At 41.7% G+C, this 20,889-nt stretch carries 16 protein-coding genes; 9 read left to right on the top strand and 7 right to left on the bottom strand.

The features are described 5' to 3' along the window. Nucleotides 1-42: 42 nt before the first annotated feature. From ABJF57_RS06690 to ABJF57_RS06655, 8 genes are all read left to right on the top strand, one after another. The gene (locus ABJF57_RS06690; RefSeq protein WP_462233606.1) at nt 43-1,575 is read left to right on the top strand and encodes a M20/M25/M40 family metallo-hydrolase; all 1,533 of its coding nucleotides are present in this window, start codon (nt 43-45) and stop codon (nt 1,573-1,575) included. 245 nt (nt 1,576-1,820) lie between these two features. Beyond that, complete coding sequence (locus ABJF57_RS06685; protein ID WP_462233604.1) at nt 1,821-3,023, top strand: hypothetical protein; 1,203 nt, start codon at nt 1,821-1,823, stop codon at nt 3,021-3,023. A gap of 29 nt (nt 3,024-3,052) precedes the next feature. Beyond that, complete coding sequence (locus tag ABJF57_RS06680) at nt 3,053-4,039, top strand: hypothetical protein (RefSeq protein WP_462233603.1); 987 nt, start codon at nt 3,053-3,055, stop codon at nt 4,037-4,039. Then, a complete protein-coding gene (locus ABJF57_RS06675) occupies nt 4,040-4,507 on the top strand; it encodes a hypothetical protein (RefSeq protein WP_462233601.1) in 468 nt (155 codons plus the stop codon). Next, nucleotides 4,507-5,430, top strand: a complete 924-nt coding sequence (locus ABJF57_RS06670; protein ID WP_462233600.1) for a hypothetical protein — start codon at nt 4,507-4,509, stop codon at nt 5,428-5,430. The genes ABJF57_RS06675 and ABJF57_RS06670 overlap by 1 nt, the downstream gene beginning before the upstream one ends. Before the next feature lies 1 nt (nt 5,431). Then, complete coding sequence (locus tag ABJF57_RS06665; protein ID WP_462233598.1) at nt 5,432-6,724, top strand: carboxypeptidase-like regulatory domain-containing protein; 1,293 nt, start codon at nt 5,432-5,434, stop codon at nt 6,722-6,724. Then, nucleotides 6,724-8,115, top strand: a complete 1,392-nt coding sequence (locus tag ABJF57_RS06660) for an OmpA family protein (RefSeq protein WP_462233596.1) — start codon at nt 6,724-6,726, stop codon at nt 8,113-8,115. Before ABJF57_RS06665 ends, ABJF57_RS06660 begins: the two co-directional genes overlap by 1 nt. Before the next feature lie 66 nt (nt 8,116-8,181). Then, a complete protein-coding gene (locus ABJF57_RS06655; protein WP_462233595.1) occupies nt 8,182-10,833 on the top strand; it encodes a hypothetical protein in 2,652 nt (883 codons plus the stop codon). Nucleotides 10,834-10,836: 3 nt separating this feature from the next. Here the strand turns inward: ABJF57_RS06655 and ABJF57_RS06650 are convergent, their stop codons facing one another. From ABJF57_RS06650 to ABJF57_RS06625, 6 genes are all read right to left on the bottom strand, one after another. After that, entirely contained in the window at nt 10,837-15,546 is a 4,710-nt protein-coding gene (locus tag ABJF57_RS06650) for a Kelch repeat-containing protein (RefSeq protein ID WP_462233594.1), read from the bottom strand. After that, complete coding sequence (locus ABJF57_RS06645) at nt 15,543-15,929, bottom strand: hypothetical protein (RefSeq protein ID WP_462233592.1); 387 nt, start codon at nt 15,927-15,929, stop codon at nt 15,543-15,545. Before ABJF57_RS06645 ends, ABJF57_RS06650 begins: the two co-directional genes overlap by 4 nt. Next, the gene (locus tag ABJF57_RS06640; protein WP_462233590.1) at nt 15,926-16,201 is read right to left on the bottom strand and encodes a hypothetical protein; all 276 of its coding nucleotides are present in this window, start codon (nt 16,199-16,201) and stop codon (nt 15,926-15,928) included. Before ABJF57_RS06640 ends, ABJF57_RS06645 begins: the two co-directional genes overlap by 4 nt. A gap of 2 nt (nt 16,202-16,203) precedes the next feature. After that, a complete protein-coding gene (locus ABJF57_RS06635) occupies nt 16,204-16,803 on the bottom strand; it encodes a hypothetical protein (protein ID WP_462233589.1) in 600 nt (199 codons plus the stop codon). A 101-nt stretch (nt 16,804-16,904) separates the two neighbouring features. Then, nucleotides 16,905-17,372 (bottom strand): LytR/AlgR family response regulator transcription factor, encoded by a 468-nt coding sequence (locus tag ABJF57_RS06630; protein WP_462233587.1) that lies wholly within the window; start codon nt 17,370-17,372, stop codon nt 16,905-16,907. Between the two features lie 322 nt (nt 17,373-17,694). Next, on the bottom strand, nt 17,695-18,717 hold the full coding sequence (locus tag ABJF57_RS06625; RefSeq protein WP_462233585.1) for a fatty acid desaturase: 1,023 nt from the start codon (nt 18,715-18,717) through the stop codon (nt 17,695-17,697). Between the two features lie 260 nt (nt 18,718-18,977). On the opposite strand from ABJF57_RS06625, the gene ABJF57_RS06620 reads away from it, so the two are divergent. Beyond that, nucleotides 18,978-19,847: a sigma-70 family RNA polymerase sigma factor gene (locus ABJF57_RS06620; protein WP_462233583.1), complete on the top strand. Its 870-nt coding sequence runs from the start codon at nt 18,978-18,980 to the stop codon at nt 19,845-19,847. Between the two features lie 26 nt (nt 19,848-19,873). Here the strand turns inward: ABJF57_RS06620 and floA are convergent, their stop codons facing one another. Next, nucleotides 19,874-20,764, bottom strand: a complete 891-nt coding sequence (gene floA, locus ABJF57_RS06615) for a flotillin-like protein FloA (RefSeq protein WP_462233581.1) — start codon at nt 20,762-20,764, stop codon at nt 19,874-19,876. Between the last annotated feature and the right edge of the window lie 125 nt (nt 20,765-20,889).

Raw genomic sequence — 20,889 nt, 5'->3', positions numbered from 1 at the left:
ATGCATCCTTTTGATGTTCAGTTAAACTTAAACCTCACTAATATGAAATCTCGATTATTACTCATTCCAGTACTCCTTTTCGCCTTTGTTGCTCATGGGCAAGAAATAATTGACAAGGAGGCAATTGAAAAAATCAAGAAAGAAGGCCTTGAAAATTCACAAGTAGAGCAGATAGCTTTCGAATTGGTAGACAAAGCTGGCCCAAGACTTACAAACTCAGCAGGATATCAAAGGGCAGCAGAATATGCCGTCAGCCAGCTGACTGAGTGGGGATTGGAAAATGCAAAAACCGAAGCATGGGGAGAATTTGGCCGTGGCTGGGAAGTGAATAAAAGCTACATCGCCATGACAAAGCCCTATTATATGCCATTTATTGCCGTACCAAAGGCTTGGACGGAAAGCACCGATGGACCTATATCTGGCAAAGTGATCTTTGTTGAAATCAACAGTGAAGAAGATTTTGATAAATACAGGGGGCAATTAAAAGGCGCAATTGTCGCATTTAAGCCTAGGGGTGACCAGTCACCAACATTCAAGGCAGATGCCATCCGACATACTGCTGAAGCATTGCAAGAGATGGAAGAGCCGCGTACGCCACGAACCCCGTGGACATCTGATGAAATAGCTGCTTTTCGTAAGCGCAGAGCGTTTAGCCAGACGCTGAATACTTTTCTAACAGAGGAAGGTGTTGCTTTGATCATCAAAGGAGTCAATGGTAAACATGGAACATTATTTACAAGTAGTCCACGAGGATATCTCAAAGACACTCCAAAGGGAGCCAGTGAGATAGAGATGGCGCCTGAGCATGTCAATTTGATGGCTCGGTTGGCTAAAAATGGAGTAGAAGTAGAGGTTGAGGGTGAAGTAAAAACCACATTCAATGACGAAGACCTTCAAGGCTACAATGTACTGGCAGAAATCCCCGGTACAGATAGAAAGTTGAAGTCTGAAGTGGTAATGTTAGGAGGGCACCTCGATTCATGGCATGGTGCAAATGGAGCAACAGATAATGGCGCGGGATGTATCGTGATGATGGAGGCCGTTCGTATTTTGATGGCTTCAGGATTGAAACCTAAACGAACAATACGAATCGCGCTTTGGGGCGGTGAAGAGCAAGGGCTACATGGGTCACGCAACTATGTGAAAAATCATTTCGGCGATGCAGAAACGATGGCGCTCAAGCCAGAGCAAAAGAAGGTTTCAGCTTATTACAATATAGATAATGGCACTGGAAGGATACGAGGAATTTACCTGCAGGGCAATGAAGAAGTTGGCCCGATCTTCAGAGAGTGGTTTGGCTCGTTTGATGATATCATTGACAATACGACGGTTACACTGAGAAATACTGGCGGAACCGACCATCTGGGTTTTGATGCCATAGGTATCCCTGGATTTCAATTCATTCAAGACCCGGTAGAATATTGGTCCAGAACACATCATACAAACATGGATACGTACGAGCGGTTGGTAATTGATGATTTACAACAAATAGCGACCATCGTAGCTTCATTTGTTTACAATACAGCCCAGCGCGATGAGATGCTTCCGCGAGAACAACTGGAAACGAAAGAATAAGCGGCATTGAATACGAATATGGGGAAGTGTGTTGATCACTTCCCCATATTTTTTTTCCAGCAGACCTTAACCAGCCATTGAATTCTTAGCTAGAAAGTAAAAACACCTACTCACAAACCAAACCCACCCTTTCAAAAAATAAGCTTCCTGTACATATTTTGAGTGAATACCTTAATTGAATGAAGCTGATCGTACGATCACTTTTAATGAAATTCATCACCAATAACTAAAACTCACGAGAACATATGTCAACAGAAAGTTTTACTGAAACTCGCAAAGTTGCCGGTGCAATAGCCAGCATGGGTATAGACGAGCTCATTTTCAATATGGCCAAAGGTATTGCCGATGGGCAAGCACGACTTGACCAAACATGTATGGACTTGGCCGTTCAAATGGGAGATGCTCAAATTGAATTTGGCAAGATTCCCGGTACCAACGAAGCAGACTTAATCAGTCTTGTTGAGCTCGGTTTTACACCTAACTTCTATCAGTTTGTGGATACTATACTCGAGATCAATGTATCTGTAACCAGCCAGTACGAAGAAGAGCAAGAGACTGTGCGTTCTGAAATCGACAACCAGACCGATGAGAAGCAAACACAAACTCAGTATGCCCACCAGCGAAACAACAACTATTCCGGGTATGGCTATGGTCGAAGTTGGGGTTACGGGTATGGCTATGGTCGGTGGGGTTATGGAGGTCATGGGTATGGCTATTCAGGAGGTAGCAATACCACTGATAAAGTCAATACCGCGCAAAAGACAAAGACGGTGAAAGTGAATACCGTAGATGCTTCATTTTCTTCGAAATATGGGTATGAAGTTGCAGCCTCATCTGTTATCAAAACCAAAATCGTGCCTATACCGCCACCACAGGTATTGGAAGAGGCTGTACAAAATGCGGCCAAAGAGCGTAAGGAATGGGCGAAACGTTTCGCTTTATTACGTTATTCTAAAGTCATTTTTTCCACCCTTTCAAGCTCGGGAGTGACAACAAAAGAGCTCATCAATGGATTTCTTGAACATGGAGAGGGAGATGATAAAGTAGAAGCGTCTACTCCTGATTTTGCAAAGGCTACAGAGATTAAAATAGCAATAGAAAGCTTGAATGATGAGTATGCCAAGTTGACCAGCGACCATTGGTCAGTGATAGAGAACGTGAAAGATCGAAGGATGCTGGACAACTACTACGAAAACGCCATTAAGATGGTGGCTAAGCTCATGAGTTATTATCCAAATGGAGCGTTGAAAACAGACATAACAGAGGAAGAAACGGATGCGCTGAATGCCGAGCTGCAAATAAGCTTCGATACACTTACTAGTATTGATACATTGCTGACTGAGATTCAAGGCAGGCTCCCGCTGACACCCGAGGAGCAGGCGAAGAAAGATGAGGAAGATGAAGCAGCTGCTGCCAATCAGCAAGCACAGGGTGATCAAGCAGCGTAATTCATTAACAAACTAAAACGTATCAACTTATGGCACGAGATATTTCGCAAGAAACCCTGAAAGTAGGCAATGCGCTAGCAAGCGTACGAATAGATGAAATGATACTTAACCTTGCCAAAGGCATCGCCTGGGGGCAATATGAACTAGATCGGGTAGGCGTTGACATCACAAAGATGATGGGCGCACCTGGAACCGTTTCCATTGGAGGAGAGCAGGTCTCTATGCTAGAGGCTGGATTTACACCATCCTTTTATCACTTTGTAGATACCATTTTAGAAATGAAAATGGAAGTGAACATCCGGGAAGAAGAGTCTTCTTCGAAGAGTGTTTCTACCAAAACAAGTAAAGAAAAGGAGAGTTCAAGTAGCTACAAATTCAGTGCTTCCGGCTCTGCAAACCTGGGCCTTTTCAAAATGAAGGCTAGCGCCTCGGGAGGTGGAAGTTCCAAGTCAAAATCGGCTTATTCTAAAGCCGTTGATTCGACCCAATCGCAGAAATACAGCCAGGACCTTTCCGCTTCCAGCTTGATGAGGACAAAGATTGTTCCCATACCTCCGCCCGAAATTCTGCTCGAAAGAATCAAAATTTTATTAGAAAAACTGAGGAAAGAGGCAGAGGAAGCAGAGGTCGCAAGTGAACAAGAGGCTCTTGGATTGAAAGAAGAAAAATTATTTGATCTGACTATAAAGACAGGTGAAGATGATTTAAAAGGGATAAATGAAGAAATGTTGAATTTGGCTGACAAAAATGTGAAAAAACGTATTTATGAGGCTTTTTCAGATCAGGAAGATTACGAGCTAATGAAGTCCATGGAGATCACCGGCAAAGGGGAGGAAGAAGGTGGTGGACTAACCGTGAAAAAATGGATTGTAAAGGATAAGATTGAAAATAAATACATCATCGCATTGACGAAAGAAGAAGGAGCAGAGGACAAAATAACTGTTCACTCTGGAGGTGAAACTCAGAATAGTTCTTTCTCATTTGACGATCTACTTGACTTAGACGTTCCGCTCTAGATGAAGAAATCACAAGGAATATTTGATGCGATCTCCGATGAACTTCATTCTGAAATTGCCAATAAAGCAGATGTCATCAAAAATCGAATTATTTATCATTCCGAGTCCTTGAAAATCGAAGGTTTCTCAATGGAGACCTTGAAGTCAAAATCAGTTGCCTCGGAGGACTCACCTATGTCTCAAGCTGGTGACGCCATGAAAAACCTGAGAGATAAAGCAACTGATCCATTCAAATTAATTGGGTTTTCCAAAGAAGACATGCAGGTGGACAAGAGCCAAATTGGACAGAAAATGTTGGACACATTAGATTCAAAAAAGCAGTCTGAAAAGCTTGACACAGCAATTGATTCATCGGGAAAAGAGCTCCTTAGAGCGGCCAAAGACAAGATCAAGGAGGCCGACGCTGATCTAATGAAAGTTGCTTCAAAGAAGTGGCAATCAAAGTTCAATAATGGTTTTGACAGCTAATGGAGAAAGAAGACAAAAGAAAGGTACCTGAAATCTCAATTGACGAAGCTCTTCAATTGTACATCTCAATGGCATTCCCTCAAGGTTTGCCTGAAGGAGAAGAAGGCGAGCAGATTCTAAAAACAATCAAAGCGAAAATTGCATCCGAACGCCCTGAATGGGCAAAAGCATCCGGTTGGCAAAGTGAGACGGAAGATCCGAAAGGCTATTCGGGCATTAAACAAAAGGCCATAGAAGAAGCTGCAGAAGAGGATTTGCCTGAAGATCCTGAAGAGCGCTACCTGTATTTAAGGAGGCAGGAAGCACGGGAAAATAGTTCGCAAAAAAGAGACGAACAGCGTGAGGAGCAAGAAAAGTCCAACTTCCGAAAAGAGCTGATAGAGAACAAGACTGCTGAAGATGAAGCCATACTCCAGCGCGCCGCTTTAATCAAAAAGACTCTTTTGGAACGTGCCAGGAAAAAGGTAATGCCTGAAATGGGTAAACCTGAGATGTCTCCTTCAAAAAAACAATCCGCTGAAAGACCACAGATTCAAACTAAAGAGGATGCAGGTATACATCATCAGCAAGTTGATATCACTAAGAATGTTGTTAGACAGAAAGAAAAGTTTCAACATCAACTTGATTCACCTAAGAATCAATTAGATGAAGTAGATGTACATGAGTCGGCAAGGAAACCTGACGCTAAAGCATGGTTCAAAGATTTCAAAAGCCTTTCAGTAGAAGACAGAATGAAATCTATCAAATCGTACAATGATAAGAAAAGAGAAATGCTGGATTGTAAGGAAGATTTGATGTGGAATCGTAAAGCAACGCAAAAGGTCAAAGATCAACTTCAATTTGATGATGATAATTTGAGCATGGATTATGGCCTTTCTTTTGGTTCGGATAAATACGCTAAAAAAGGATTGAGATTGGAATGATATGATACTCACACAAAAACCAGATCCAAATATAGGTGTATGGGAGCTGGAAAGCGCCTTGGGTGTGATAAAGAGAAATATACAGTCTTCACCTGAATGGCAGTTCCGCGAGGAATACATTGATAGGGGAATACTCGACCCTTATTTGATATTCAAGATTCGCAAACCGGAAAACGATAAGCTGGATGATGTTTGGGATCAGAAACTACTCAAAGGAGCGCAGGAAGGGTTTTCCTATGTTCAACGGACAAGCAGGTGCACCAAGTCGTATTGGTGTGATATTGGCACGCGAGCTTTGATTGAGAGGTTGGATCATTTCAAAGAGTCCTATGACTTAAATAAGCTTCAGCCACCGGGATTTAAGGGAGACTTGATTGATCCTAAAGAGCCACACCAAGTCTTTGAAAAGAAAAGGTACATATATGAGCTGCTGACCCCATTCAAGAAGTTGACAGGAATAGGGCCAAGCATGTATGCGATGGGGCCAGGTGCGGTGTGCGGAACGGTGTTGGATCTAGAAAACCGCCCCTTGGACGGTGCTGAGGTTCAACTTCAGAAGGGACAAGAAACGCTGACTCGATTGACAAAAGATGGAGGACTTTTTTGGTTTTCCAAGGTGCCTGAAGGAAATTATACCGTACGCGTGAAGAATCGTTCATGCACCATTCAAGTGATTCGCCGAGATGAGTTTGGCAACATCAAAGGATGGCTGACCGATCAAGATGGATATCCTGTTGAATATGCTGATGTTCGTTTGAAGGCTCCTGACAATGAAGTTTTTACTGCAACAACAGATGAAACGGGTAAATTTCGTACAGGGCCTATACCAGCATTTCCAGTAACTGACACTCCGCTATCCAACTATCCATACATCATGAATGTGCCCGATTTTTTGTTCTCTGTGGCGAAATCCTTCATGGTCAAGGATGCGATTGCTGGCGGCATTCTTAGAAACCGTGAGGGCAAAGTGATGACTAACCATGAAGTCATCCTAAAGCAAAATGGAATAGAAATAGCCCGCACGAAAACCGACGGACATGGCAATTTTCAGTTTTTTGAACTTGGCGGAGGAACTTATGAATTGGAAGTTTCAGATTTCACGATCTATTTAAGTCATTTATCACCAGGGAAGGTCTTTGGCGTAGATCATCAGGGAAAGATCAATGAGACGCGAGTTGAGCTGGTAGCGCAAGGAAAAGTAGTTGCCACCGAACATCTATCCAGAAAAAGAGCATTCAGCTTTGATCAAGTCGCTCCCGGGAAGTACGAAGTAAATGCAAAAACACCTGATTGATGGGGGCAGTAACGGTCAGCGGGAAAACCTACAAGATTATTCAGGGAAGCATCAATGCGCACTCGGATTATAACCTACCTCAAAACCTGGATTCTCAGCTAAGGGGTGAATCTCTAAATCCTGCATTTGCTTTGCAGCTCAATGACAAAATCACGATTGTAGAAGTGATGCGAAGGGTAGAGGAAGCTGCGCCTGATCCAAATGAACCAAAATCTCCAACCGACGCAACAAAAGTTGTTTTTGAGGTTGTCAAAGCAACTGTAGAAGGAAAGGAAGGCGAATACTATGTATGGGTCGTGTACAATGGAGTTGTAAAAGTAGAAGAATTTGTAGCGGAGAACGTGGATCCGCCAGAGCCGGACCCGCCTGATCCTATTGATGATCCTGATCCGATTGATGATAACTACCCACCATTCCCGCCCGATCCACCGGATCCGATAGAGCACGAAGAGGTGAATGGAACCGAAATCCATGTAAAGGCTGGGCAGACAGTCGTAATGGAGGTGATTGCAGAAGGGGAGAAGCAGCAAGGAGAAGAGGAGGAGGTCGAGGTGGGTAGTATTGAAGTAGAATTGGTAGATGAGGAAGGTGTGCCTTACGAAGGTGCTGAAACAGTTCATTTACTGGGAGAGAATGCTATTTATACGGTTCCCATTGATAAAAAAACCGGTAAGGGGAGCAAGAGCAAGATTCCCCCAGGTGAGTATGAGCTGGCTTTACAGTTGGGAACAGTCTACTTCGATCAGAACAAAGATGTTCTGATTGCCTCTGAGAGAAACCGACTTGCTGAAATTTTAAACAAGCTAGCTAATGCTAAAGTCGATTTTGACACGATCAGGTGTGTAGGTTATGCGGATAGCGAAGGGTCAAAAAAACACAATGAAAGTTTGTGTTTAAGACGAGCGATTCATATTAAAAAGTATCTGGCACAAGCTCAAAGTAGAATTAGTGAAAGTAAGATTTTAACTGGTGTTGGGGGAGAGCTGGAGGGGAAGAATGGTGATGAAAAGAAAAAGAGCAGGAAGGTTGATATCTATTCAGAAATTAGAAATCAAGAACATGATGCATGTTCTTTTCCAAAAAACATATCTGTCGATCACATTACTGAAAGCACATTGGCTCCCAATATCATTAGCAAAGATGGCGAAGTGTCAGGTAATGATAGGGGAAGACATTCTATAGCGGGTGAACTTGAAATTGATGGAAGTGAATTTGAAATAATTCTTTATGGATTAAAAACATATATAGAATTATGGGGAACATCAGTATATCATAGGTTGGACCAAGTCAAACTCATCTGCAAAAAGGGTAGGAAGCATAGGAATTACTCAGAGCTATCTGATGAAATAAAAAACCTTAAGCTAGCTCAAGATCCTTCTAAAGTCCCTTGATAGATATAAAGAATAAGATAAATGAAGTAACAAAATGGGCGATTTCGAATCTAAAAATTCAACCTGATGAGTACGGTTAAGATAAATCCTAACAAAAAGGAAAATGTTAAGATTTCCATGGCTGGAAATGAAATAGAAAGTGTTTCCTATTCGGGATTCAAGATTTTTGTGAAAATAATAGCCTACAATGGAGCTGAGTACGTACCTGTCACGAATACTCCTGTGGAATGCATTGCTGACAAGTTCTTATCTAATGACATCTTAGGTAATGCGAAAACCAATGAATTAGGAATAGCTGAGTTTCAATTTGAATTCCAATACGGTTCAGGTACCTACGATATCTTTTTTTTATTCAAATGTGGAGGGAGAAACTTTAACGGAGAATTAACAGAATCTGGAGGGTTTCTTCACGACCTCTCCACAAAAGATTACAATACGATTCATAATGGACCAGGATATTTTGAAAACTATTTTGGCGAGCTTCTTAGTGATATTGACAACCCTTTGACATTTACTCCATCTTTAGAAGTGAATCTTAAGCTAGAAATATGGAGCAATTTGAAACAGTCTTATCTTCCGGTTGCCAAAGAGGTAAATGTTAGCATGGTGGATTATGATATTTTTATCACAAATCCCAACGACGAGTTAAAGCAGTCATCCACGAATGAAAATGGTCGTGTTTCTTTTAAAATAAGTGATAGATGGACCCTGGATGAGCCAGACCCGGATCTTTTTTTCTTCATAAAATCCGGATCAAAAGTTTTAATGATTGTTGACGAACAAAATTCTGATAATACTGAAGAAATTATTCTTGAAGAAGGATGGTCATCCGAGTATTGGGTTTCATCTGATCGCCTAATATCTGGTTATCTAAAGGCATTTAATGGTGTCCGTCTAGGAACAGAAGATAATCCCATCTCTTTCCGATTAATACCGGATGAAACTGATGTTATTGACGATTTTATTGATGACTCACAGGAGAAAATTTTAGCATGGCGAGATCTAAAAAAAATCGAATTCCACAAAGATGTGACCCTGGAAAAATGGAATATGATTGGAAGTATTCAGAAAAAACTATTCTTAATAAGACTCTTAAAAAGATATGGTGTTCAACCTGTGCACGATAATTTGTTAGATATTGTGAATGATTTCAGCGATGAGTTCCCAAATGAATTTGAAGGAGTTGACTCATTCGAATTCACTGAAAATGAGAATATTTTTATGTTGGAAGCTGTTGTTGAATATTTCCTCAACTATAATGATCCGAGAAAACCAATTCTCGATCACAATCAAATTCAAGGATCGTGGAAAACAACGGATTTGAGAAAGCCGATTGCAGAGGGTGTAAAAGCGAGAATTTTTTACTCTAGTAAACCGGATATTCCGAATTCTCTTGGTATTGATTACGTCGTTGGAATTGAAAAAGCGAAAGCAGGAGATATTATGTACTTAGAGAATGCAATCGACGAAGCAAATGACGCTTTCAATACAAAGTCTAAATACTTCATCATTAAAAAAATAGTTAAATACCATAATAGTGACAGTAGATCCGTTGAGCTGCATGGCAATCCAAAATTTTTACCTGGGGTAGAATCTTCTCGATGGAAAATTATACGAACACCTAACCTAGTCTTAATTGATTCCTTTGGAGCTAGAAACAACTCTCTAAAGGGTGAGTCAAAGAGCTTTTCAACCGATTCACCTAGGATTTTAGAGATTGAAGATTCGGCCGTCTTGACTAAAATAAATAATGAATTTGATACAATTTTGATCAAATCGGCAAATGGTGACAAAAGATATGAAATCGTTGAAGTTGACAATTCTAATGGTTCCAAATCAGTAACAGTAGATAGAGATATTCAACTAAGCAATGGTGCAATTTCCTCATGGCATATCCCAGCTGGGGTTACTGGCCAACTTCCAAACTTAAACTACACTCTTGGGCCTAACGATAATCGTAATGCAGGTAAGGATCATTATGATGGACAATTGTTCTTGATCTTTGATGGTAAAATCATTTCGTATTACCGCTGGTCAAGCTACACATCCAGACAAAGACTATATCAGAGACCTGCGTGGGCCTCTTCAATGAGAGGTAATGACATATTTGATTATTGGAGTATTCGGGATGATGATAGCAGTTATAGAAATTTTTGCTTCAGAATTAATGACAAAGACAAAAAATTCAAGAATAAAGACGGGGATTCTGTATACGGAGTTCTAAATGCAAGATTCTATTTTGGAATCCCATCTCAAATAACACCTGATGTACGTGTTATTGCAAACAACAAAAACGTCATAGATGATTTCGTACCTGAAGAAGCAGATCCAAGAATTCCATCTGATAATAATACCACTCAGGCAAATGGTAAGACAGGAGTAATAATTCACTATGGAAGTACGTCGGGGGAGACTACCCATTCTGGAGGATGTGTAGTGTCACCTGAAATGTTTAAAATGAGATCAAGACTTATTCAAGTTTATCTGGATATTGGTTTATATGATAATATCTATGTACATCAGTCAAAGCTGAGTTTAAATTCAGTTGGGGTATTACTCAACAATAAATTAAACATTTTGAAAGATAAAAAAACCTATACCGAGTCCAGAAATCTCTTTAATGGAGGTGAAATGCCCAAAGAGTACTGGGGCAATTTATTTAAAGGCTTATTTTACCTAATTCGACCCGACGAAAAACCTTTACATAATTATGATTAAATATTATTCAACCCCCGGCGAAAACTGCCATACCTGCTGCAGCCTTCCGGATGATTTGTTGCCGGTGGTTTGTGATTCACCATAGCCCTTACCACCATGCATCATCAGCCAGCCGGTGGGATTTACCCAGGTAGCGGCTCCATATCGCGAAGAAGGCCAGCTGTCCGGATACGGAATCTTTGGTGCAGTAGCATTTCCCATATCACGTGATTCCACAGGTCCTCTAGCATATGTCCATTTTTTATTGGCAAACTTCCACAGATCATTGAGTGGAGCGTCACGGTCGACTTCAGTATTTGAGCCTTCACCGCCAAACATCCACACAATTCCGTTGCTATCTTTCCAAACAGCCGGGTAAGCTCTTGGGCCCGGCCGCTTTTTAAGCTCGGCAAAGTTCGCGTCCAATGTTAGATCGTTATCGCTAATCATTGTCCATTTATTGCCCTTAAAATGCCATAGATCGTTCAAACTTCTCGCCTTTCCACTGACAATTCCATACCCACCGAACAGCCACAACCTACCCGTATCATCCGTCCAGATGGAAGCCCCACTTCGAGCAGAAGGCCGCTGATTTTGAATGTCCGGAGCATAGTCCGGGGTATCATCGCCATTTTTAAGTTCCCATGAAGTACCATCAAATGTCCAAAGATCCGAGATTCGATATTCTTGCTTACTGGATTCCCGGTATTCTCCTCCAAACAACCACAAAAGTTCTGTTTTTTCATCGTACCAAAAAGCACTATGAACCCTTGAGAGCGGCCAGTAATTGGTGATAAATTCTTTCCCATACTCATCCAGCATGGTGTGTTGATCTCCGTAGGTTCCATGTGCCCCATCTAATTTCCAGCTTGCGCTAATGGCGATCATTTCCCAACCCTCGTCCTCGGTGAATTTCCAGAGATCATTCAATGACCTTTGCCGCCCGCTTTTGTGATAGCCGTGTCCGCTAAACATCCAGAATACGCCATCATTGTCTTGCCAGTAAGCGGTACCATTTCTTCCTCCTGGTGTTGTAATTTCACCAGGGGTATTGCTAAATTTCGAAAGTCCATTCGTAGTGGACAACCCATTTATCCATGTCCAGTTGTCTCCATCGTAAGTCCACAAGTCATTCAACTGTCCTCTCCTCGGATTTGCATCGTTACCATATCCGCCAAACAGCCAGATCTTTCCTTTCAAATCTTGCCATATGGCCGAAAAACTACGCGATCCTGGCATGCTTCTGGGATCTGTTTCATTTTGAATTCCGGGTATAGTTAGCACCTTGGTTTTATCAGATCCAAATAATAAGGTCCATCCATCTTCTACATGTGTGAAGTTGAGTTCAGCTTTCACGATGGCCAGGTGATCGTCAAAACCTGAGGAGCCTGGCTCTACACGTATCACCAATGTGCCTTTTTTGCCTGCGCCACTGTGCGGGAAGCTAAACTTAGAGAGTGAGCCCCCGTAGGTCTCAAAGGCTCGGTTGATGAAATAGTGTCTGGCGCCATCTGCCTCTTCTAAAAAGAGTGAAAATCGAATGCCATCTGTTTGGCTCGCCTCTTCAAGAAATCCAAGGTGGAAAGATAGTTCGCATGTTTCAGGTAAATAGAAATCATCTAGGCTGCCGTCGATGAATCGATGTTCGGGGTTGGGGCAGGAGACCACCAGTGCCTGCTCGTACAGATTGCCATCATCCAATATCACCTTTTCTTTGACAATCACAGAACCGAAACCATCAGAGCCGGTTCCTTCAGAGCCGAAAGAAAGTACATTACCCGAAGGCAGCGACCATTTTGCTTGATGTGCATTTCTAAGAAAATTATAGCTATTCAAGGCGCTCACATTGATAAGTGTAGAGGACTCTTTAACCGAGTCTTCCGAGTAAACCAACCGTAGCTTGGCATTGACAATGGTCAATTTAGGAGCCACTACTTTTATGAGTTCATTGGTGATTTCAAGAGCTTCCAGCGGACCAAATTTCTCTACGTAAACGTTAGGCAAGCCATTTTCAGTGAAATGATCGCCCCGAATAATTATCGGATCACCTGCTGCGACATGGCCCGGCGATGAGAAGATTTTTGCTTCCTGAATGATTCTAAACGGAATGGATCGTGAACGCAAAGTGGGGTTGAGGTAGTCGAAAACATATAGTTCACCATTGGTGAATGGTGCATCATGAAGATCTACTTCAAGCTCTTCTGACGACACAAACAAGGTGTCCAAGCGTGTTTCATTGATATTGACGGCTGTGTAGCGGGTAAATCCTGACCCAGAAATCCTAAACTTTCGGATTTCAGTGGTAGGGAATTGACTAATCTCATCCAATGCATAGCCTTCATCCTCTTGAAGCAAAACCTCAGGCACAAAATCCCAAACGAATTTTGAGAAGTCCGGAAGCTCCAACGCATCGTAATTGCTGAGGATGATCGAACTTATAAAGGACTCGTGAGAAAGATCTAATGTCAACCTTCTGGTTTCGTGTGCACTGTTGTATTCTCTCAACAAAACGGCTACTTCGGATTCAGTGTTGTCCATATTCCAGCTGAAGCTGTGCTCATTGATGAATAAAACAACCTCGGTTTTGCTTAAATGGATTCTGAAAAATAGCTGGTCGAACCCTGCATCACCCAACAAAAGGTTGATAGGATAGGTGACGGTTGAATCTATTGAACTGAGGTGAAAAACAATTGATGCAGGAGTGACGGTGATTTTAAGATGTCCATGAGATGCTTGCGACAGATCCAGTATTTCAAATTTAAGGTCTAGTGCATCCAGGTTGTAAAACTCACCGTAAAATGAAAAGTGCTTTGGAAGATGCTGTTTGAGAATCAGTTCACCAACTGGTTCTCTTTTTTTCAACACTTTTTTTGGCAATAAATCAAAGCCTTCCGCTATCCAGCTGTCATCAAATTGGTTCCAGGTAGGAGAACACCAAAGAATGTGTTCAGTGAAGGTTCCTTGCCTAAATACGGGGATTTTTCGATCCCAGAGGGTCGTGGTGTCCTCATACTTTTCGTCGGATGCGATATCAGCTCGTATGATGCGAACTTTATCAGTGAAAGCACCCGGACTGAGCGCAAATCCGACAACTTGTGATTCATCTGTTTGATTCACATATGAAGCTTCAATAATGTTGGTGTCGTTTTGTTCGAATTCAAGGTAGAGACCTTGGTGGGTCTTGCCGAATCCATGTCCGTGTATTTTGCATTCATCGCTAACTACCATGTAATCAGGCGTCTTTGTAATGTTTGGAACCTGGTAGAAGAAGATACTGGTATCCCACCATTTCTGATTGCTGAACAGATGAAGTCTGCCATCTCCAGCATTGGTTGGTACTGGAATCAATAAGGATTGGTCTGACTTGATGGTGTAGAGACCATCCTCGGTTTCATTTGCTGAGAGGTCAAATGATTGCTCTCCAATTCTGAGTTTATTGACATTGGAGAAGTGGTTACCCGTAATTCGTATGAGCTCATTATGTCTCGCTTCCTTTGGCGTGACCGCATTGATGAACGGACGCAAATAGAAAACATCCGTCATTTCCACTTCTTGGTCACGCGTTAAAAAACTCACTGGGCCTGATTTAGCATTTTCGGGAACTCTAAACTGTGCCAGAGTAGACGTATGGGATATGACGTGAGCCAATACATCATTAATTTCATTGGGATCTTTGGCGAATTTAAGTTTTGTTTCAGCTGAGATATTTTCACCTATGACTTTTATCAGACTGCCCTGTTTGTTTTCAGGGTTGAAATATCCATAGTTGGATTGGCTTTCGAAACGAAGTGGAGTCGCTGCAATAATGAGCTGACTTGCATATTGAAATGAACCTTCAGGCGTAACAACCTTCAGGCTTCCGCTGATAAGTTCTGGTGTGATTTTGAAAGTTATCTGCTCGAAAGAGACTTCAAGGGGAGTAATTTTTTTACCACCTAAAGAAACTTGTGTGTCTGCCATGTTTAGGGCACCCAGGTTCTCGCCTGTTACGGTTATTGTTTCACCAGAAGTGGCAACCAGCTTATCTACTGCCGATATGATGGGGCTGGCAAGTTCAGTAGTATCTTCCATGGTTCGATTTCCCGGAGATAGCAAAAGAAGTTCTAAGAAGTCACCGGTAGTATCATCATATATGAGAAGCCCAAATAGCTCGTCAGCATCGAAAATAGAAACATACCATTTTCTTGAATCACGGATGTATTCAATAGTCAGGTGTGTATAAGTTATTTTCGTTTTGGTCTTTAACTCATTGTTCTTTTCAATTTCTTCCAGAGCCTTTTTTCGAATATCCTCTGAATTTTGTTTGCCCGGAGTTTTTGATGAAGCATTCTGGTCTATGTCTTCCTCAGGAACCATCGCGAATTTCAAGGATATCTTGGAGGAGACCTCTTGGCTCACATTGGATTTGGCCTGCGTTTGCGCATTGTGAGGCTTGGTTTCAATTTTGAAATGGCCGGAAGAATCGTATTTACCCTTGACCTGCATATTCAGATCAAGCTTAGCTTCAGGCAGAACAAAAGAAGACGCTTGCGGGAGTATCAACTGAGGGTTGGCAAGAAGTTCTTTGAGCCGATGCTGCTGCGACTCTATAAGAATTTCATCCAGTTTCTCCTGGCTTTGTGAAAGCGCTTGACCAATCTCCTTCACGATATCTTCCATGTATCCAGCACCAGCACCGCCTGTGGTTCCTATGACAGACTTTTCACGTTTTTTTTGATTGAGGTAATGTTTCATTCTTCAGAATCTGGAATGTTGGCAATCTTAAATTTCAATCGGACCAAAGGAGAGTCTTCCGTCACACTCTTGATGTTTGGTAACATGATCATGGGTTCATCTTCACCACGCTCTGCAATGAGAGGTAAGGCAAAATCAACCTCTAAATCCTGTATGATATAATCTTTAATGGTTTCACTCTCGGCACCTTCAAGCGTGCTTGATTTGATGGCCTTGGCCATCGAGTTTTGAAATCCATTCATGAGATCACTGGTTTTTACAGCGATTCCCGTAATCTTCTGACTTTCCGTCTTGGAAGTTTTGAGCTCATTGTAGAGATCGAAAACGAGATTTCGTAAGCTGACAATCTCGTTTTCAAGTTCCGGTAGTGTTTTCTCACTCATAAGGCTAGTATGATTTCGTTGTTTTTGATTCCTGCAATTCCTGTGGAGATGTCAATGTCAAACGCCTTGATATCCAGCTGATGAACTTGGGAGTTGTTGTTGACACCATGCACCTCTTTTACTAACTCCATATACCCTCTGAGGAAATCGGAGAGACTTGGAGTGTGTGTATATTTTATCCTTATCGCGTCCTTATCAATTGGAAAAGGAACTGTTCTTATAGGAGCAACTTTCTGTATCTCCTGCGAATAATTAGCTTGTTCTTTTTTCATAGTCAGTCCCGGTATTTAGCGGTTATGATTTCGCCTGATTCATCGTCGACTATTAGTAGGCCACGGAGAATCAACCCCGATGCTTGTTGGCTGCCCTCGGCTGGTGGGTGCAGTACTTCCACATACCAGTTTCCACCTTTATAAGACTTTGGATTTTCGAATGGCCGGAAAAAGGCATTGAGAAATGCATGATCATAGCTGTGAAGCAATTGAGCCACCTTACGTATTCTTGAAATTCGACCGATCAGATCATTTTCATTCTGAGCCGTCAGGTTTAGACTAGTCTCTACAGGCACCCGTTTTACCTTCAAATTGAAGTCACTTGACAAAGTGGTGTCTACATTGTATTTTGAAGTATAAGTAGCGTCTACCATTTGTGAGCGTAACTCCCGTTCCTTACTAATCTCAAGTAACATTTTGATAGCAAGGTCAGCTTCTGGAATGGCATACCAGTGCGCAGACATGCCTGTTTGTTCAGTTAGGCCGCTTTCAAGCAGCCGGACAGCAGTTTTGATGGAATTGCGATCCATCTCATATTGAGATTTGGCGACTGAACTTATCAAGCCAATAATTAGTGATCGTAAATCAATTGAATCTTGCATGGCTAATGAATTAGTTTTTGTAATCTGATGAGGTTAAAATCATATGCAATGGCCTGCATTGGGAGTGCGGAAGGGAGGGGATTTTTCATGATGTTTCGGGGTTACATTCTGTTGAAATAAGCCAGTAGCTCTTTTCGGTAAGGTTCACTGACGGGAATCCGTCTGTCCATGTAAAAAACATTGGCCTCAGAAAAGGAATCAATGTTTTCGAGATTGATTGTGTACGAGCGATGAACTCGCATAAAAGGATAACTGAGCTCCTTACAGCACTGTGTCAAATTTCGTGAGATTGTATAATCTTTTTTGTTCGTTCTGACGAGCGTGTATGCTCCTTGCGCTTCCAAGTATAAAATATCGTGATACTGAATTTTGTCAAACCTGATGCCGTTTCGCACAAAAATGCCTGGCACATAAGAATGGCTTTGATAATTGTCAGTTGTGACAATTTGTTTGCCCTTGCTGAGCAGCGCGATTAGCGGATCGCTTGCGGGTAAATTAATTCGAATTTGAACGCCATCTTCCTCTTCCCTCCATGCAATCTCGGCGTTGGTGGTTTTGAGCTGGTCCATGCTGGTGAGCTGGTTATTTAAGTCTTATTGAAATTACTTCAAAGTCCAAGTGAAAGGAACCAAAACAGGGATTATTTTAGAAAAATACCATAAAATGGGTAGGGGCATTTGGAATAAATTGCATTAAATAAATATCAAACTGCACTGAAGGATGTCCTCTTTTAATTGATGTGATCTACTTCTTTGGAATGAGTACAGGACATCCTTCCGGAAAGACAGGTCTTGGGAACTGAGATATGTAGAAACCCCCAATCGAATAACATCCCATGAAGGAAATTGATCCTAAGCTGAGGAACGCATCTTTTTGATTATTCCGCGGTACTTAGGTGTTTTCTTTATGAATGTATTTTTCCAGAAAATCTTTTTTGTAGTTCTTAAAGGAGGAGACCATTCCAATCTTATTCAGGCAATAAATGTAAATCCAGGCTAGATCTAATTGGTATGGAAGAAAGCCTGCCTGAGCACTTGTTGGGTAGAGGTGATGGTTGTTGTGCCATTCTCCTGAAAACAACCCAGGTCTTGTTTGATTGATGGATAGATTACTTCTGTCAAAATCAATACCTTCCTTGTGAGCCTCATCTCCTTTCCCATGGCCTGTGTAATTGAAAGCCCTCACTAACACAAACCAGAACATTGCAGCGCTGAATGCCGCTGTAGCGATTGCATGTCCTCCAATGGCATAGAAAATGGCGTACCATGCTGCCCAATTTATAACCCAAAGGGAAAGTGTATATGAAATAGAGGCAACAGAGCCCCATTTCTGATATTGCTTATAGGAATTTATTTTGACTCCTGTATGCTTCATGAACGTAGCTGCTTTTTGATAGTCCGCTTCGTCCAGATCTTCTGCAATGCTTTGGTGATTTACATCTGACATCATGCAGTACATAAGACCACCTTTTGGATTATAAGGATCGCCGGGTTGATCGGATTTAGCATGGTGAACATGGTGAGAAATAACGTAGATCTCTTCAGGAAATGTCTTGATTACCAGATTTTGAGTCATGATCCTCCAAATGGGATGTGCGAACTTGTAAGCTCTATGCGTACAGTATCTATGAAACCAAATGGTACCATGGGTACTCATTATGACCATTGCATAAAGCACAAAAAAAGCAAGCGTCCCAAAACTCAAATGGTACACAAGAAAGGGAATGAAAAATAGAAAGAGACAGAGCACCATTACCCAGCTGATCGATGAGATCCAATTTTTCTTGTTTTTGAAAAAATTTAGTCTGGAGAAGAACTCTTTGTATAGTTGCTTCCAACTTGGGACAATTAGTTCACCATTTTCATCTGCCCAACCATAAGCAGGGACTTTAAGTACTTTATCAATAAATGCCATGCAAAATGCTCGTTTTTAAAAGCTGGAGGCAAGGTAGAGAAATTAGTTGTCTATAAAGTAGATGTCTGAATAAAACAAGCGCAAAAGGAATCTTGGGTTCAGTAGCTACCTGCTTTAGTGATACTTATTGTAATTGGCAGTTTAAATAGAACTACCTTTATACAATCTCATCATGAATGAGATAGGCTTCATTTTTGGCTAAGACGATATAGTCAGACTATCTGCAAAATAAGCTGTCTTAGGACCACAAAATCATTTGAATGAAGCAGTTAAAAATCCTTTCTCAGATTACAAAAAGAACTCCGGCGCTTGAAAAGTATTTTCAGGAAATTGATAAAGTTCAATTAATAACTGCTGAAGAAGAAGTTAAGCTGACGCAGCAGATAAAGAAGGGCGATCAAATAGCCTTGGAGAAATTGACAAAGGCAAACTTGAGATTTGTTGTCTCTGTGGCGAAACAGTATGATCGTGGGATACATAATTTGACGTTGGGCGACTTAATCAGCGAAGGGAATGTGGGTTTGATAAAAGCAGCTAGCAAATTCGATGAGACCAGGGGTTTTAAGTTTATATCCTATGCGGTCTGGTGGATACGGCAAGCAATCATATCTGCAATATCCGAAAACTCGAGAATGGTAAGGCAGCCAATCAATCGCGTGAGTAGCTACAATAAGGTAACTCGTTCGTTTGCTGAATTGGAACAAAAGTATGAACGTGAACCTACAGATGATGAAGTGGCTGAAGCTCTTGATCTTACGGAAGATTATGTGATTCAAATCAAGAAGGTGGGTAGTCACGCGGCTTCCCTCGATGCCCCACTTTTGAAAGAAGAGGTCAGTAATTTGATTGATGTACTGAAAGATCCAGAAGCAAGCGATCCGGAAGCGGTCTCCCTCATCGACTCTTGCAAAGCAGATATCAATAATGTGCTTGATATGTTGACGGCCCGAGAGTCAGAAGTCTTAATTCATTTTTACGGACTTAATAATATGCCCGTTTTGACATTGAATGATATCGGTATGCGATTGGAAATTTCGATGGAGCGAGTACGGCAAATAAAAGAAAGTGCTTTATATAAACTGAAACAAAATGGCAAGGTAAACACTTTGCTAAGATCGCATTTAAGCTAGTCAAGTCAGATGGGCGATTGAGCTATTCAGTTATATAATCGTCCTTCTCGATAGGCATCCGATAATGCGGCAGGGATCTCTGCTTCAGCCTCTATTACCAAGGCTTTTGCTTTTTGAATATCCGCAATCATCTCTTGCTCCAGGGCCACTGCCATTGCTCTTCGTTCTTCCGCTTTGGCATTTGCAATTTCAAGATCAGCTGCGGCCTGGTCGATTTGAAGTTTAGCGCCAATGTTTTTACCAATGTTTATATCGGCTATGTCTATCGAGAGAATTTCGTAGGCAGTTCCAGCATCCAATCCTCCATTTAAAACGTGCATGGATATCTCCTCTGGTTTTTCAAGGATGATTCGATAGTTGGTAGCTTCACCCATCCGTGAGATGATACCTTGACCCACACGTGCTTTGATGGTTTCTTCACCAGCTCCTCCAACCAATTGATTAAGATTGGTTCTTACTGTTACCCTTGCCTCTGCCAATAATTGTATGCCGTCACCCGAAACACCTGTGATTGAAGGAACGACGATCATATATGGGGTCACTGAAATTTGTACCGCCTCCAGCACATCTCTTCCTGCCAGATCAATGGCAGTGGCTTGTTTGAAAGATAAACTAAGATTTGCTTTGTCTGCCACAATCAAGGCTTTGATCACGTTCAATAGGTTTCCTTTGGCGAGGTAGTGGGTTTCGAGCAGCTGAGAATTGATATCCTGGAGGCCTGCTTTCACCGCCAATATCAGGGAGTTTACAATCAGTTTGGGAGGTACCTTTCGAAATCGCATGAATACCATGTCCATCAGGTTCACAGTTACTCCTGAGAACACAGCAGTAATCCAAAGACTTATCGGAAAGATGTAAAGTACCAGCCAAAGGACAACAAGAATTACCCCAATCACTATAAATATTTGTTGCTCCATTATGATTGGTTTAACTATAAATGTTGATCGTGGGAAGGTACAGCTAATTATGGTATTAGAGGTTTATTCCTGTCGTTTTAGTCGATCAGTAGCTCAACAAAAAAAGTAATTCAGCGCTGCTCGTG

It is taken from the genome of Ekhidna sp. (genome assembly GCF_039940915.1).
Classification (GTDB): domain Bacteria; phylum Bacteroidota; class Bacteroidia; order Cytophagales; family Cyclobacteriaceae; genus Ekhidna.
Note: the sequence above shows the minus strand (reverse complement) of the source record. Positions and strands in the feature narration are given on the sequence as shown.